Genomic DNA, 14971 nt, shown 5'->3' on the forward strand with positions numbered 1-14971 from the left:
ATGGCCCTGCACCCCATGGACCTGATGGAGCCGGAAGAGACGATGGGCAACCTCTGGCACGGGGTTGCGCTGCGCCTTGCCCCGGTGACGGGCCATCCCGCCAGTGCCGTGGCGCTGGAGGCGGTGCGCCCCAGCCTGGCACTGCTGTTCCGCGCGCTGGGTGGCAAGGCCGGGATGGAAATCGCGGCCAGCCCCGCCACCGCCTCGCGTCACCGCCGGGGGCTGGGGGCGCAACTGGCCGAGGCGCGGGTGTTGGAGCATGTCGCGCGCTTCGACGGCGACAGCCTGCGCCTGCCCCCGGTGATGGCGGCCTTTCCGACGGTCGGGATGAACCGCGCGGCCTACCTGTGGCTGGCCGCCCTTGCCGCCTGCGCCGAACCGGCCCCCCCGCCCGACGACCCGCTGGCCGCCGACCTCGCCCACCTTGCCGCGATGCAGGCCGCGACCGTGCGGGCGCTGGCGTTGTGCCCCGGTCTGCGCGCGCCCCATGCCGCGCTTTGCGCGCATCTGCTGGAAACGCAGCCCGATCATGCCGCCTCGCAGGCCGAACGCGACGTGGCGGGGCTTGCCCGCACGCTGCTGTCTGGCGGGCAGCTTCCTGATCCAGCCACCCGGCCCGCCCCGCGCGGCTACGCCCCGCTGGCCCCGCTGCCGGTCTGGCTGCGGCTGGACCGGGCTGCCAAAGGTGCGGCCCCCGCCCCCGCCGATGACACGATCAGCGCGCCGCCCGGGCTGGCCTCTGCCACCCGCAAGCAGGCCAGACGCGAGGACAACGAACAGGCCAACCGCAAGGACAGCTTCATCATGCACCGGTTTGAGTCGATCCTGTCCTGGGTCGAAAGCATGGGCCTGAACCGCGCCACCGACGATGACGACCTGGAGAACGCCCAGAAGGCGGCCGAGGATCAGGACCACATCGCCCTGTCCCGTCACCACAAGCGCGCCGCAACCCGGCTGCGCCTGCACCTTGATCTTGCCCCGCAGGATGCCGAGCACGAACGCCTGTCGTCCCGCTTCACCTACCCCGAATGGAACCACCGCGCCCGCACCTTCATGCCCGACCACTGCATCGTGCTGGAGGCCGACGCGATCCCCGGCGACAGCTTCACTCCCGACCCGCGCCTGATGGCCCGGGTGCGCCGCCAGTTCGAGGCGCTGCACCCGCGCCGAATCCTGCTGCCCCGGCAGGTGGACGGCAGCGAGCTTGACCTTGACGCGCTGGTTGCCGCACAGGTCGCCATCCGCGCCACCGGGCAGGGCAGCGACCGCATCTTCCGCGACCTGCGCAGCGTGGAGCGCGACCTCTCGGTGGCGGTCCTGATGGACTGCTCGCGCTCGACCGAATCCGTCGTGGGCAGCCGCAGCATCATCGACACCACGCGCGAGGCGCTGGCGGCGCTGGCGGGCGGTATCGACGCGGCGGGCGACCGGCTGGCGATCTGGGGGTTCTCGTCGCTGCGCCGCGACCGGGTGTTCCTGACCCGCTGCAAGGGCTTTGCCGAACCCATGTCGCCCGACATCACCGCCCGCATCGGCGGCCTGCACCCCGGCCACTACACACGGCTGGGGGCGGCGATCCGCCATGCCTCGGCCCAGCTTGCCGCCGAGCCTGCGGCGCGCAAGCTGCTGCTGGTGCTGACCGACGGCAAGCCCAACGATCTTGACCATTACGAGGGCACACACGGCATCGAAGACAGCCACATGGCGGTGCGCGGGGCCCGCCGCGCGGGGCAGGCGGTGCATGGCGTGATCGTCGATGCCGACGGGCAGGACTGGTTCGCCCGCATCTTCGGCCGCGCCGGCTTCACCCTTCTGCCCGACCCGGCCCGCCTTGGCCGCGCCCTGCCCGACATCTACCGTTCCCTGACACAGGAGTCCTGATCATGCGCCTTCCCCTGATCCTATGCGCCCTGCTGACACCCGCTGCCGCCGTGGCCGAGGCGTTCCAGCGCCCGATCCCGCAGCCCGAGACGGCACAAGCCGAAATCGCCTATTTCGCCGCCTCCGTCGTCATGGTGCTGGCTCTGGTTGCGGTGCAATGGCTGGTCAGCCGCAGATGAGCCTCTGGCGGCTGACCCTGATCCTTTATCCCTTCGGGGCCGGGGCGATGGCGGTGAACCTGTTCTTCGCCGCGCTGATCGGATCGTGGCTGGGCCTGCCGGTGCTGACGCCGGTGCAGGCGGTGTTGGGCGGCGCGGTGCTGGGCATCCCCGCGACATGGGCCTTTGCCCGCCACATCCGGCGGCTGATGGCAAAGGCCGACGCCTGCCCCTGACAGCTTGGGCCGAAGCGCCGCCCAGGCGTGCCGCCCGCCCCGGGCTCAGCCGGTATCGGCGCCGCTGCCCGCACCGCCGCACCCCGGCCGTTCACCGGGCCGGCGTGGCAAAAGATGCCCGCAATTTCCCCGCACCGGCCGATGCGTCCCCATGGCGGCGAAATCATATGCTTGACTTATGGCTTCAAAACCCTCATCTCCCCCTCAACCGACGCCCGCTGCCGCGTGAGCAGCCGTCCGATTCCTTCCCGGAGTTCGGATCAGGGCAGGTGATCCAGGTTCCCACCTTCACGCAGGGGCACCGCGACCAGATCGGCGCGCGTGGCATCCGGCTATGGGCGCGAGGCTCTGGCCGCTCCTCCGTCCTGCCCCGCCTGTCGGGGTCCGAACCTCCATTGCGGCGGCCGTGTCCGCCATTTGAAAGAACAAGATGACAACGTTCGACAGCCTCGGCCTCAGCCCGAAACTGACCAAGGGCCTTGAAAAGGCCGGCTACACCACCCCGACGCCGATCCAGATGCAGGCGATCCCGCTGATCATGCAGGGCCGTGACCTGATGGGCCTGGCCCAGACCGGCACCGGCAAGACGGCGGCCTTCGGCCTGCCGCTCTTGCACCGACTGCTCGACATCGGCCACCCCCCGGCGCCCCGCACCGTCCGCGCCCTGATCATGGCCCCGACCCGCGAGTTGGTCAGCCAGATTTCCGAGGCGCTGGAAGTGTTTACCAAGGGCACGGCCGTCAAGGTCGCCACAGTGACCGGCGGTGCGTCGATCTTCCGGCAGACCGAACGGCTGGCGCGCGGCGCCGATGTGCTGGTGGCAACCCCCGGCCGCCTGATCGACCTTCTCGACCGCAACGCCGTCAGCCTTGAACATTGCGGCTATCTGGTGCTGGACGAGGCCGACCAGATGCTCGACATGGGCTTCATCCATGCCCTGAAGAAGATCGCGCGGCATATCCCCCTGAAACGCCAGACGCTTCTGTTCTCGGCCACCATGCCGAAGCTGATCGAGGATCTGGCGCAGACCTACCTGCGCGACCCGGTCAAGGTGCAGGTCGCCCCTCCGGGCAAGCCGATCGAGAAGATCGTGCAGGGCGTGCACTTCACCCCGCAGGGCGACAAGGCCCGCCTGCTGGAAGGCTACCTGAAAACCCATCCGGGCGAGATGGCGCTGGTGTTCGGGCGCACCAAGCATGGTTCTGAAAAGCTGATGAAACTGCTGGTCAGCTGGGGCTTCAAGGCCGGCTCGATCCACGGCAACAAGAGCCAGAACCAGCGCGAGCGCACGCTGAGCGAGTTCCGTGACGGCAGCCTCGACGTGCTGGTGGCGACCGATGTCGCGGCGCGCGGCATCGACATTTCGGGCGTGCGGCACGTCTACAACTACGACATGCCGAACGTGCCGGAAAACTACGTCCACCGGATCGGCCGCACGGCGCGCGCCGGGGCGGATGGCAAGGCCGTGGCCTTCTGTGCCCCGGCCGAGATGGAAGAGTTCCGCGCCGTCGAAAAGCTGCTGAAGACCGGGATTCCGGTGCTGGGCGGCGCTGCCTGGGCGATGGACGTGTCGGCCGCGGCTCCCAAGCCGAACCAGGGCCGGGGCCGTCCGCAGGGCGGCGGCCAGGGCAAGCCCGCACCGCGCAGCGGGACGGCCAAACCGGGCGCCAAACCCGCCTCGGCCGGTCGGCCCGCCAGCGGCGGCGGCTATGGCGCGCCCAGCAAGCCGGGGCAGAACCGCCGTCCGGGCGGCGCGGCGCGCACCGGCAGCCGCACCTCGGCCTGACGCTGGCGGCGGGCGTCGGCCCGCCGTTCGCCTGCCTGCCTGTTCGCCCGCTCCACCTTGCGCCCGGCACTGCACCCCTGCTGCCATTAATCGGATGGCAGGGGTTTGTGTTGCACTGTCCAGGCCCGGGAAACCGGAACTGTAACGAGTGGCCGATGCCTAGGCATCGGCAAGGTGGGGGGCCGCCGCAGGAAGATCGAGCAAGTCGCGACCGCCGGACAGTCAGTCGGCGGCGCGCCGGGCCTGTCATGTTCAGCGGTTTTGGCGATCCCGGTCTTACGGAGGACCGCGGTCGCGGTGATGGTTCCGACGGCCGCTGCGGCTCCCCGCCAGTTGTGTGCCCCGCCCGGTGCGGCAAGGCCCCGCCTGCCCTTGCCTGCAGGCCGGGGCATTTGCTAAGGGCAGGCATGGCAAAACTCCACTTCCACTATTCCACGATGAACGCGGGCAAATCGACCGCGCTGCTGCAGGCCTCGCACAATTACCGCGAGGGCGGCATGGCGACCTACCTTGTCACGGCGCAATTCGACACAAGGGCGGGCGAGGGCCGCATCGCCAGCCGGATCGGCATCGGCGAACCCGCCGATACTTTCGCGCCCGATGACGACATGTTCGAAAAGATCAAGCTTCGGCAGGCTTCAGGCCCGCTCGCTTGCGTTTTCATTGACGAAGCGCAATTCCTGACGCGGCCACAGGTCTGGCAACTCGCCCGGGCGGTCGATGATCTGGGCGTGCCGGTGATGTGCTACGGGCTGCGCGTCGATTTCCGCGGCGCGCTTTTCCCCGGATCGGCCGCGCTGCTGGCCTGGGCCGACGAGATGCGCGAGGTCCGCACCATCTGCGCCTGCGGGCGCAAGGCGACCATGGTGGTGCGCAAGGGGCCCGACGGGCGGGCGTTGCAAGACGGCGAACAGGTGCAGATCGGCGGCAACGAAACCTATGTTTCGATGTGCCGCCGTCACTGGCGCGCGGCGGTGGGCGATGCGGCGGGCTGAGCCGCGCGCAGCACGATCAGCACCCCCGCCCCGGCAATCAGCGCCATGCCCAGCACCGCCTGAAGCCCCTGCACCTCGGACCAGATCAGCCAGCCCCACAGGGCCGAGGCGGGCAGGATGACATATTCGAACACCGACACCCGGCTGGCCTCGGCTATCTGATAGGCCTTGATCATCATGCCGACCCCGAACAGCGACCCCGCCGCCTGCACGAAGGTCCAGAACCAGAACGACTGCGACGGCCAGACCCAGCCGCGCTGCACGAAGCCCGCAGCCCCCGCCGGCACCTCCAGCGGGTAAAGCGCCAGCAGCCCGACCCCTATCGCCCCGAACAGCCCCAGCACGGCAAAGAACCCCGCCAGCAGGGTTTCCGCCGATTCCCCCGCGCACCATTCGCGGGTCGCGATGTTTCCCATGGCATAGAGCGCCCCCGCCAGCACCGGCAGCACGGCGGCGACCGAGGCCCCGCCCATCGCACTCGGCCCCAGCACCAGCAGCACGCCCAGAAACCCCGCCGCCACCGCGACGATCCGCACCGGCCCGATGCGCTGGCCATAGGCAAAGCGCGCGATCAGCAGCACGAAGATCGGCGCGGTGAACAGCCCCGCCGCCACCTGCGCCACCGGCAGGAAGGCAAGGCAGCCGAAATAGATCAGCATGGCAAAGCCGTGAATGGCCGACCGCGCCAGCACCGCCCCGAACCGCACCGGCCGCAGGCGAAACCCCAAGGGCCAGGCCAGCAGCGCCACCAGCCCCAGTGCCATCGCAGACCGGGTGGCGTGGAACTGCCACAGCCCGGCCTCGGCGGCGATCACCCGCACGTAATTGTCGGTGAAGCCGATCACCATGGCATAGATCAGGATGGCACCGGCAGCGGCCAGCGTTCGGTCGGGGGTCGGGTTCATGTGCGCCTCTGGCTTTGTCCCTTTCCAACTGGCGCGCGGGCGGTCAAGATGCGCGCCGGAATGCGACATGGGAGGACGCTATGGGCTGGTTGGCCGATGAAACCGGGCTGGGGAAATGCGCGGCAAACCACACAGCCCTAACGCCGCTGTCGCATCTGAAACGGGCGGCCGATGTCCATGCCGACCGCACGGCGATCGTCTATGGCCGGACGCGGCTGACCTATGCCGATTACGCCGCCCGGGTCAGCCAGCTTGCCTCGGCCCTGACGGCACGCGGCATCGCCCCCGGCGACGTGGTGGCGACCCTTCTGCCCAACATCCCGGCGCAAGCCGAGGCGCATTTCGGCGTGCCCGCCTGCGGCGCCGTGCTCAACACCATCAACATCCGGCTGGATGTGGAAACCGTGGCCTACATCCTGGGCCACGGCGAGGCGAAGCTGGTGCTGTGCGACACGGCCTTTCTGGCGCTGGCCGAGGCCGCCATCGCCCTGCTGCCCGGCCCCGCCCCGCTGATCGTCGAGGTGGCCGACCGCGAGGCGGGCTTTGCGCCCTCGGGGCGGCACACCGAATACGAGGCGCTGCTGGCCGAAGGCGACCCCGCCGCCGACTGGCTGATGCCGCAGGATGAATGGGAAAGCCTGGCGCTCAACTACACCTCGGGCACGACGGGCCGGCCGAAGGGCGTGGTCTACCACCACCGCGGCGCCTACCTTGCCACCATGGGCAATGCGATTGCCTGGCGGATGGTGCTTTACCCGGTCTATCTGACGATCGTGCCGCTGTTCCACTGCAACGGCTGGTGTCACACCTGGATGATCCCGATGCTGGGCGGCACCGTGGTCTGCTGCCGCGACATCACCGCCAGGGCGATCTACGACGCCATAGCGGATGAAGGCGTGACCCATTTCGGCGGCGCGCCGATCGTGCTGAACACCCTGATCAACGCCCGCCCCGAAGACCGCCGCGACTTTTCGCATGTGGTCGAGGTCTTCACCGTCGGCGCCCCGCCCCCCGCCGCCACGCTGGCCGCGATCGAGCCGCTGGGGTTCAACGTGACGCAGGTCTACGGGCTGACCGAGGTTTACGGCCCCGCCACCGAATGCATCTGGAAACCGGACTGGGATGGCATCGCAGGCGACGACCGCGCCGCGCTGAAAGCCCGCACCGGCGTCGCCATGCCGACGCTCGAAGGCGCCGAGGTGCATGACAGCGCAGGCGCACCCGTCGCGCGCGACGCGGCCCACCTGGGCGAGATCGCGCTGCGCGGCAACATGGTGATGAAGGGCTACTTCCGCGACCCCGCCGCCACGGCGCAGGCGTTCAAGGGCGGCTGGTTCCGCACCGGCGACATCGCCTTCTGCCACCCCGACGGCTACATCAAGATCACCGACCGCGCCAAGGACATCATCATCTCGGGCGGCGAGAACGTCTCGTCGGTCGAGGTCGAGGGCGTGCTGATGCACCACCCGGCCGTGCTGCTTTGTGCCGTGGTCGCCAAGCCCGACGCGAAATGGGGCGAGGTGCCCTGCGCCTTCGTCGAACTGAAACCCGGCCGCATGGCAACCGAAAGCGAACTGATCGGTTTCGCCCGCGACCGGCTGGCGGGGTTCAAGACCCCAAAGAACGTGGTGTTCTGCGACCTGCCGAAAACCTCGACCGGCAAGATCCAGAAATACGAGCTGCGCGCCGTCGCCCGGCTGATCGGGCCGGATTGAGATGGGATGGCACCGGAATGGCGAAAAAGTCTGCGCGCGTCGGCGATTGTGACCCCGCACGCGCTGCGCTATCGTCGCCCCAGACCGGCGAAAGGCCCTGACCGCCCATGACGGCGCTGAAGAAGTATCTGAAGCTGGAAAGCAACGGCCTGTGGCGCGATGCGCCCGAGGCGCAGCGCCGCGAGGTCCTGGTCAGCTTCGGCGAGGCCACATTGGTGCTTTCCGATCCGCGCAGCGAAGACGCGCTGTCGCACTGGTCGCTGCCCGCGGTGGAACGGCTCAACCCCGGCGAAATGCCTGCCCTGTTCGCCCCCGGCGCCGATGCCGATGAAACGCTGGAAATCGACGACCCGGTGATGATTGCCGCGCTTGATACCGTGCGCGGCGCGCTGGCGGCGGCGCGGCCGCACCCGGGGCGGCTGCGCAACAGCGTGCTGATCGGCTCCACCTCGCTGGTGCTGGCGCTGGCGCTGTTCTGGATGCCGGGCAAGCTGGTGGAACAGACCGCCCTGGTGGTGCCGCCCGCCACCCGGACCGAGATCGGCCTGATGGCACTCGACGACCTGCGCCGCGTCACCGGCGCGCCCTGTGCGGGCGATCTGGGCCAGCGCGCGCTCGACGCCCTGTCCGAACGCCTGTTCGGCAGCCCCAAGCCGCTGATCCTCGTGCTGCGCGACGGCCAGTCCCCGGCGCTGCACCTGCCCGGCCAGATCGTGCTGGTGAACCGCGCCCTGCTGGAAGACCACGACGGCCCCGAGGTGCTGGCCGGCTATGCCCTTTCCGAAATGGCGCGCAATGCCGAAGAAGACCCGCTGCTGCCGCTCTTGCGCCACGCCGGGCTGACCGCGACCTTCCGCCTGCTGACCACCGGGGTGCTGTCGCCCGACGCGGTGGCGGGCTATGCCGAGGTGATCCTGCGCCAGACGCGCGAACCGCTCGACGCAGGCCTGCTGCTGCCAAGGTTCGAGGCGGCGGGCGTGCCCTCGACCCCCTATGCCTTTGCGCTGGACCCGAGCGGCGAGTCGGTGCTGCCGCTGATCGAGGCCGACCCCTTCCGCAGCGGCGCGCCCCGGCCAGTGATGGCCGATGGCGACTGGGTCAGCCTGCAGGCGATCTGTTCCGAATAGCCGCCCCGAGCGGCCAGAAAAAAGCGCCCCCCTGCTGCTGCAAGGGGGCGCAAGGTCGCGTCCTGCCCGACGTCTTGTCTGCTGGTCTTCCTGATCTACCGGATGAAGGCATCCCCGAAACCCGACTGCCGCGCCGCGGCCAGCGCCGCCTGCGCCTGCCCGGCCGAGGCGAAGGGCCCGGCCAGCACGGTCTGCAACGCCTTGCCGTTGCGGCTTTGCCGCTGCGAGGCCACCGGCAGGCCAAGCCCCGCCAGCCGCGCCCGCGCGCCTTCTGCATTCGACGGTTCCCCGAAACTGCCAACCTGCACGTAGAACCGGCCCGCAGCGCCGGTCGCGGCTCTGGCGGGCGGCTCCGACCGGGTCGATACATGCACCTGCGGCTTTGCCGCCGACCGGGTTGAAACCACAACGCGGCGGGTCACCGGCGCGGCCACCAGTTCGGCAGGCACGTCGCGCGTCCAGACCTGATCCTGCGCTGCCTGCCCCGACAGCGTGCCCAGCCCGCGCTGCGGGTTCAGGCGGCCGTCGGTCCAGGCCTGTTTCCAGCCTGCGGGCGCGGGCGGAATGACCGCCACCACCGCCTGCCGACGCGTAACCGTCTGCACGGGCTGGCGATACTGCCCGGCGACCACCACCGGCTGCCCTGCCCCTGCGGCCACGGTGCGGCTGCCCAACGGCTCGGGATAGGGCGCGCAGACAAAGGTCGTGCGCCCGTCGGTCAGTTGGGCGCGCTGGCCATAGGGCGAGGACGCGGGGCAGCCTTCGGTCGCGGGCACCGTCTGCGCCCGCACCACCGGCCGCGTGACGATCACCGGCGGGGGCACCTGCGCCGGGCGCGGGGCGATCACCACCTGCATCCGCGGCGCGGGCATCACGACCGGCGGCGGGGCGTAGCTGGCCGCCGGCACCCGGACGCCGGTCGGCTTCTGCCGGATGGTGGGCGCTGTCGTCAGGCTGGCAACAGTGTCGATCGGCGCACCGACGGCGCGCGGCGCGGGCATCGGCGTCGGCGCGGGCGCCTCTGCCATCACCGGCGGCGCGACCCGCCTCGCCCCGGCCGTGGGCGGGTAGCCGCACAGCACCTTGCGGTCGCGCGACACCCTTGGCACCCAGTTCACCTGACCGCCATAACCGGCCCGCAGGAACACGCAGCCCCGGCTGTCCACGAACATCTGGCCCTGGTAGCCTGCGGGCGGCAGTTCGCGCGGGCCTCCGATCCGGTCAATCGTCTGGGCGTTGGCCGCGCAAACACCCGCAACGGCGGCCCATACGGCAACCGACAACACCTTCAACAGCATGACTACCCCCATGTAGCGTGGGCCGAATCATGCAATGGGATTGTTTCCGAGTAAAGCGGAATGTCCCTCTATTTTGTGCCAAACATCCGGTCGCCCGCATCTCCTAGGCCCGGCACGATGTAACCGTGCTCGTTCAGGTGACTATCCAGCGCCGCGGTGACGATGGGAACGTCGGGGTGCGCCGCCTGCATCCGCGCCACACCTTCGGGCGCGGCCAGCAGACACAGGAAGCGGATGTTCTTCGCACCAGCCCTCTTCAGCAGGTCGATCGCCGCGACCGACGAATTGCCGGTGGCCAGCATCGGGTCGACCACGATGCTCATCCGTTCGTCCAGCCCGTCGGGCAGCTTGCAGTAATACTGCACCGGTTGCAGCGTCTCGGGGTCGCGGTAAAGCCCGACAAACCCGACCCGCGCCGCCGGGATCAGCTCCAGAATCCCGTCCAGCAGCCCGTTCCCCGCCCGCAGGATGGAAATCAGCGCCAGCTTCTTGCCATCCAGAGTCGGCGCGTCCATCTCGCAGATCGGCGTCTCGATCCGCATCGTGGTCATCGCCAGTTCCCGCGTCACCTCGTAGGCCAGCAGCAGGCTGATCTCGCGCAGCAGGCGGCGGAAGCCCGCGGTCGAGGTTTCCTTCTTGCGCATGATCGACAGCTTGTGCTGCACCAGCGGGTGGTCGACGATGGTCAGATGGTCAAGCATGGGCGGGCTCCAGACGGCTGAGGATGCGGGCGCGGGTATCGGCGTCGCAGAAGGCGGCGTCAAGGCTGGTGCGGGCAATGGCGCGGAACATCGGTTCGTCCCAGTCGAAGGCGTCGTGCAGCCGATCATATTCCAGCGCCATGCTGGTGTGGAAGAACGGCGGGTCGTCGGTCGAGACGGTGACCTTCACGCCACGCCGGTGCAGTTCGGCAATCGGGTGGTCACGCCACGACGGGTAAAGACCCAGTGCGATGTTCGACCCGGGGCAGACCTCCAGCACGATGCCGGTTTCGGCCAGCCGGTCCACCAGCGCCAGATCCTCGATGGCGCGCACGCCGTGGCCGATCCGTTCCGGGCGCAGCGCCGCCAGCGCGTCGCTGATGCTCTCGGGCCCGCCCCACTCGCCGGCATGGGCGGTCAGGCGAAGACCCGCTTCGCGCGCCATGTCAAAAGCATAGGCGAAGTCCTTGGGTTTCCCTACCTTTTCGTCCCCGGCAATGCCGAACCCCACCAGCCAGTTCCCCGCCGTTTCCGCCGCGCATCGCGCCGTTTCGCGCGCTTTTTCGGGGCCGAAATGCCGGATGCAGGTCACGATGCCGCGCAGCGTGATGCCATGCGACCGCTCGGCGCTTTCGGCCGCCTCGCGGATGGCGTGCAGGTATTCGCTCCAGGCCCCAAGGTCGCGCCCGCCGCAAAAGTCGGGCGACAGGAAGGTTTCGCAATAGATCACGCCACTTGCGGCAGATTCCTCCAGCACCGCCAGCGTCAGGCGGTGATAATCCATCGGGGTTTTCAGCGTGCCGGTCGCGGCTTCGTAAACCTTCAGGAACTGCCCGAAATCCGTGAAGGCATAGCCGCCCCTGTCATTGAACAGCCCGCCGAGGTCCATGCCCTTTTCCCGCGCCAGCCCGCGGATGAAGGCGGGCGGGGCGGCCCCTTCCAGATGCAGGTGCAATTCCACCTTCGGCAAGTCCTTGATCGTCAAAGGAAAGACCTCCCCGGCCCATGGGCGGGCACGCCAAGATGCGCCGCAATGCTGGCCGCGACATCTGTGAAACCGACGATCCCCAGACTGCCCGTCCCGGCCCCCGCCACCAGCACCGGCACCCGTTCGCGGGTGTGTTCGGTGCCGCGAAAGGTCGGGTCGTTGCCGTGATCGGCGGTAAAGATCGCCAGATCGCCGGGCCGCAACCGCGCCAGAAACCCCGCCGCGACCGCATCGAACCATTCCAGCGCCCGCGCATAGCCCGCCACGTCGCGGCGGTGGCCATAAAGGCTGTCGAACTCGACAAAGTTGGCAAATGTAAAGGAACCGGGCTCGGCATCATCCGCCAGCGCCATCAATTGTTCGAAAAGTGCAGCGTCGGATGTGCCCTTGTGCAGCGTGCCGATGCCCTGCATCGAGAATATGTCACCGATCTTGCCCACCGCATGGGTCGCGCGGCCGGCATCCTGCACCCAGTCGAGCAGCGTCGGCGCTGGCGGCGCGATGGCGAAGTCGCGCCGGTTGGCGGTGCGCCGGAACGCGCCCTCAACCCCGGTGAAGGGGCGCGCGATCACCCGGCCGACCCGCATCGCGTGCAGCGTCGGGGCCAGATCGCTGCACAGCGCAATCAGCCGGTCCAGCCCGAACGCCTGTTCATGCGCCGCGATCTGGAACACGCTGTCGGCCGAGGTGTAGCAGATCGGCCAGCCGGTCCGCAGATGCTCCGGCCCCAGCCGGTCGATGATCGGCACGCCCGAGGCATGGCAGTTGCCAAGGATGCCATCGGTCCCCGCCAGACGGCAGACCTCGGCCACCAGCGCGTCGGAAAAGGCGGGCGTCGTGTCGGGGAAATAGGTCCACTCCCACGGCACCGGCACCCCCGCCAGTTCCCAGTGGCCCGACGGCGTGTCCTTGCCGCGCGACACCTCGGTGGCCGCCCCCCAGCGCCCGGTCGGCACGGCATCGAGCCCCGGCGTGGCATCGCCCGAGGCCAGCCGCACCGCCGCCCCCAGCCCCAGCGCGTCCAGCACCGGCAGGCGCAGCGGCCCGGCGCGGCCCTTGTCGGCCCGGCCCGCCGCACATTCGGCGGCAATGTGGGCCAGCGTGTTGGCACCTTCGTCGCCGAACGCCGCCGCATCGGGCGCACCGCCGCAGCCGACACTGTCCATCACCACAAGGAAGGCGCGGGGCATCTCAGGCGATCCTCTTGTGAACCAGCGGCGGGTCGGGCGGGGCGGTCGCGGCCAGATGGTAGGCGGCCTGCACAGCCCGCACCGCCGCCGCCGCATCGTCTTCGGTCGCGGCATGAACCATCGCCAGCGGCAGGTCGGGATGCACCTCCTCGCCGATCCCGGCCAGATCGGACAGCCCTACCGAGGGGTTGACCCGGTCGCCCTCGCGCAGCCGCCCGCCGCCCAGCCGCACCACGGCCAGCCCCAGCGCCGCGCCGTCGATCGCCTGCACGAAGCCGGTGCCGGGGCAAGGAACCTCGCGCATCACCGGGGCCGAGGGCAGCCGGTCGGGCCAGCGTTCGACGAAATCGGCAGGGCCGCCCTGCGCCGCGACCATGCGTCCGAACCATTCCGCAGCCGCCCCGCTTTCCAGCGCCTGCACGATGCGCCCCGCCCCGTCCTCGGCATCGGCGGCCAGCCCGCCCAGCGCCAGCGCCTCGCCGCCCAGCGCCGCCGTCAGATCCCAGAGGGCGGCGTTCACCGAAGTGCCGGTCAGGGTCTCCATCACCTCGATCACCTCCAGCGCGTTGCCTGCGGCGGTGGCCAGCGGCTGGCTCATGTCGGTGATCAGGGCGGCGGTCATGCAGCCCGCCCCCTGTGCCGCGGAAACCAGCGCCCGAGCCAGCGCCTCGGCATCTTCCATGGTCTTCATGAAGGCGCCCGAGCCGACCTTCACATCCAGCACCAGCGCCTCCAGCCCCGCCGCAAGCTTCTTCGACAGGATCGAGGCGGTGATCAGGTCGATGCTTTCCACGGTGCCGGTGACGTCGCGGATCGCATAGAGGCGGCGGTCGGCCGGGGCGATCTGCGCGCTGGCCGACACGATGGCGCAGCGGGTGTCGCGCAGCTGGGCGCGAAGCTGGTCTTCCGATAGCGCGGTGCGAAAGCCGGGAATGGCTTCCAGCTTGTCGAGCGTGCCGCCGGTATGCCCCAGCCCCCGCCCCGAGATCATCGGCACATATGCTCCGCAGGCCGCCAGCGCCGGGGCCAGCAGCAGCGAGATGCAGTCGCCCACACCGCCGGTGGAATGCTTGTCGAGCACCGGGCCGGGCATGTCCCAGGCAAGCACCTGGCCGGAATCGCGCATCGCGCGCGTCAGCGCCACCCGCCCGGCCTCGCCCAGCCCGCGCAGGCAGACCGCCATGGCGAAGGCCCCGGCCTGCGCATCGGTCACCGCACCCGAGGCCAGCCCCTGCGCGAACCAACCCAGTTCATCGGCATCGGGCGGCGTGCCGTCGCGCAGTCTGACGATGATGCTGCGGGCATCCATCTACGCGCGATCCATGTGCGCGGCGGTGAACACGCCGGGCAGCAGGTCGGCCACGGTGGTCTGGCGGGTCTTGCCGTCGGTGGTGCAGAGGGTGACGACCACGCCGGGGGCGGCAAACTCGGCCAGCTTCTGGCGGCAGCCGCCGCAGGGCGGCACCGGGTCGGGGCTGTCGGCGATCACCAGCACCTCGGCGATGCGGCTGTCGCCCGCGGCGATCATCGCGGCAATCGCCCCGGCCTCGGCGCAGGTGCCTTCGGGATAGGCCACGTTCTCCACGTTGCAACCGGCATGGACCGCCCCCGAGGTCGCCCGGATCGCCGCCCCGACCTTGAAGCGCGAATAGGGCGCATAGGCGTTTTCGCGCACGGCGGTGGCGGTTTTCAGAAGGGACATGCGGGGCCTCCGGGCGATCCTGACCAATTGGTCACGAGTGTGCTGCGCGGTCGGGCGGGATGCAAGCGGGGTTTGGCGCGGGCCCCGGCGCCGGTCACGCGGCCGGCGCCGGGGCGGGGGCTGTCTGCCCCCGCCCCGGACCCCACCCCCGAGGGTATTTGGACCAATGAGAAGGGGTCAGGGCAGACGGGTCGCGAAACGGGCGGGAAGGGAACGGTCCGCAGAGGCGACGCGGCATCATGCGGGGCCTTGCGGCGGCCGCCACATGGTTTGATATTGACCCGGATTG

14 protein-coding genes are annotated in these 14971 nt (G+C 69.9%); 7 read left to right on the plus strand and 7 right to left on the minus strand.

Going from position 1 to position 14971, the window contains the following annotated elements; all coding sequences use genetic code 11:
• The 5 genes from RNZ50_04170 to RNZ50_04190 all read left to right on the plus strand — a co-directional run bounded on the left by RNZ50_04170 (nucleotide 1) and on the right by RNZ50_04190 (nucleotide 5056).
• A complete protein-coding gene (locus tag RNZ50_04170; protein MDT8854245.1) occupies nucleotides 1-1881 on the plus strand; it encodes a VWA domain-containing protein in 1881 nt (626 codons plus the stop codon).
• A 2-nt stretch (nucleotides 1882-1883) separates the two neighbouring features.
• Nucleotides 1884-2060 carry a hypothetical protein gene (locus RNZ50_04175; protein MDT8854246.1) on the plus strand — a complete coding sequence of 59 codons (177 nt, stop codon included), beginning with the start codon at nucleotides 1884-1886 and terminating at the stop codon, nucleotides 2058-2060.
• On the plus strand, nucleotides 2057-2275 hold the full coding sequence (locus RNZ50_04180) for an NnrT protein (protein ID MDT8854247.1): 219 nt from the start codon (nucleotides 2057-2059) through the stop codon (nucleotides 2273-2275). Before RNZ50_04175 ends, RNZ50_04180 begins: the two co-directional genes overlap by 4 nt.
• A gap of 430 nt (nucleotides 2276-2705) precedes the next feature.
• Nucleotides 2706-4061 carry a DEAD/DEAH box helicase gene (locus RNZ50_04185; GenBank protein ID MDT8854248.1) on the plus strand — a complete coding sequence of 452 codons (1356 nt, stop codon included), beginning with the start codon at nucleotides 2706-2708 and terminating at the stop codon, nucleotides 4059-4061.
• A 407-nt stretch (nucleotides 4062-4468) separates the two neighbouring features.
• A complete protein-coding gene (locus RNZ50_04190) occupies nucleotides 4469-5056 on the plus strand; it encodes a thymidine kinase (protein ID MDT8854249.1) in 588 nt (195 codons plus the stop codon).
• On the opposite strand, the gene RNZ50_04195 is transcribed toward RNZ50_04190, so the two are convergent.
• Entirely contained in the window at nucleotides 5020-5961 is a 942-nt protein-coding gene (locus RNZ50_04195; GenBank protein MDT8854250.1) for a DMT family transporter, read from the minus strand. The two genes, RNZ50_04190 and RNZ50_04195, sit on opposite strands and share 37 nt — an antisense overlap.
• A gap of 80 nt (nucleotides 5962-6041) precedes the next feature.
• Between RNZ50_04195 and RNZ50_04200 the strand changes: the two genes are divergently transcribed.
• Entirely contained in the window at nucleotides 6042-7676 is a 1635-nt protein-coding gene (locus RNZ50_04200) for an AMP-binding protein (GenBank protein ID MDT8854251.1), read from the plus strand.
• A 107-nt stretch (nucleotides 7677-7783) separates the two neighbouring features.
• Entirely contained in the window at nucleotides 7784-8803 is a 1020-nt protein-coding gene (locus RNZ50_04205; GenBank protein ID MDT8854252.1) for a hypothetical protein, read from the plus strand.
• A gap of 95 nt (nucleotides 8804-8898) precedes the next feature.
• On the opposite strand, the gene RNZ50_04210 is transcribed toward RNZ50_04205, so the two are convergent.
• The 6 genes from RNZ50_04210 to RNZ50_04235 form a co-directional block, all read right to left on the minus strand.
• Nucleotides 8899-10101: an SPOR domain-containing protein gene (locus RNZ50_04210; GenBank protein ID MDT8854253.1), complete on the minus strand. Its 1203-nt coding sequence runs from the start codon at nucleotides 10099-10101 to the stop codon at nucleotides 8899-8901.
• A gap of 68 nt (nucleotides 10102-10169) precedes the next feature.
• A complete protein-coding gene (upp, locus tag RNZ50_04215) occupies nucleotides 10170-10802 on the minus strand; it encodes a uracil phosphoribosyltransferase (protein MDT8854254.1) in 633 nt (210 codons plus the stop codon).
• Complete coding sequence (locus RNZ50_04220; GenBank protein MDT8854255.1) at nucleotides 10795-11787, minus strand: adenosine deaminase; 993 nt, start codon at nucleotides 11785-11787, stop codon at nucleotides 10795-10797. The genes upp and RNZ50_04220 overlap by 8 nt, the downstream gene beginning before the upstream one ends.
• Entirely contained in the window at nucleotides 11784-12980 is a 1197-nt protein-coding gene (locus RNZ50_04225; GenBank protein ID MDT8854256.1) for a phosphopentomutase, read from the minus strand. Before RNZ50_04225 ends, RNZ50_04220 begins: the two co-directional genes overlap by 4 nt.
• A 1-nt stretch (nucleotide 12981) precedes the next feature.
• Entirely contained in the window at nucleotides 12982-14289 is a 1308-nt protein-coding gene (locus RNZ50_04230; GenBank protein MDT8854257.1) for a thymidine phosphorylase, read from the minus strand.
• Nucleotides 14290-14700 (minus strand): cytidine deaminase, encoded by a 411-nt coding sequence (locus RNZ50_04235; protein MDT8854258.1) that lies wholly within the window; start codon nucleotides 14698-14700, stop codon nucleotides 14290-14292. It lies immediately after the preceding gene.
• Between the last annotated feature and the right edge of the window lie 271 nt (nucleotides 14701-14971).

It is taken from the genome of Paracoccaceae bacterium Fryx2 (genome assembly GCA_032334235.1).
Lineage (GTDB): Bacteria > Pseudomonadota > Alphaproteobacteria > Rhodobacterales > Rhodobacteraceae > JAVSGI01.

What these genes read in the sequence shown, in the direction of transcription:
- RNZ50_04170 (MDT8854245.1), top strand. Translation starts at nt 1, where the DNA reads ATGGCCCTGCACCCCATGGACCTGATGGAGCCGGAAGAGACGATGGGC.
- RNZ50_04175 (MDT8854246.1), top strand. Translation starts at nt 1,884, where the DNA reads ATGCGCCTTCCCCTGATCCTATGCGCCCTGCTGACACCCGCTGCCGCC.
- RNZ50_04180 (MDT8854247.1), top strand. Translation starts at nt 2,057, where the DNA reads ATGAGCCTCTGGCGGCTGACCCTGATCCTTTATCCCTTCGGGGCCGGG.
- RNZ50_04185 (MDT8854248.1), top strand. Translation starts at nt 2,706, where the DNA reads ATGACAACGTTCGACAGCCTCGGCCTCAGCCCGAAACTGACCAAGGGC.
- RNZ50_04190 (MDT8854249.1), top strand. Translation starts at nt 4,469, where the DNA reads ATGGCAAAACTCCACTTCCACTATTCCACGATGAACGCGGGCAAATCG.
- RNZ50_04195 (MDT8854250.1), bottom strand. Translation starts at nt 5,961, where the DNA reads ATGAACCCGACCCCCGACCGAACGCTGGCCGCTGCCGGTGCCATCCTG.
- RNZ50_04200 (MDT8854251.1), top strand. Translation starts at nt 6,042, where the DNA reads ATGGGCTGGTTGGCCGATGAAACCGGGCTGGGGAAATGCGCGGCAAAC.
- RNZ50_04205 (MDT8854252.1), top strand. Translation starts at nt 7,784, where the DNA reads ATGACGGCGCTGAAGAAGTATCTGAAGCTGGAAAGCAACGGCCTGTGG.
- RNZ50_04210 (MDT8854253.1), bottom strand. Translation starts at nt 10,101, where the DNA reads ATGCTGTTGAAGGTGTTGTCGGTTGCCGTATGGGCCGCCGTTGCGGGT.
- upp (MDT8854254.1), bottom strand. Translation starts at nt 10,802, where the DNA reads ATGCTTGACCATCTGACCATCGTCGACCACCCGCTGGTGCAGCACAAG.
- RNZ50_04225 (MDT8854256.1), bottom strand. Translation starts at nt 12,980, where the DNA reads ATGCCCCGCGCCTTCCTTGTGGTGATGGACAGTGTCGGCTGCGGCGGT.
- RNZ50_04230 (MDT8854257.1), bottom strand. Translation starts at nt 14,289, where the DNA reads ATGGATGCCCGCAGCATCATCGTCAGACTGCGCGACGGCACGCCGCCC.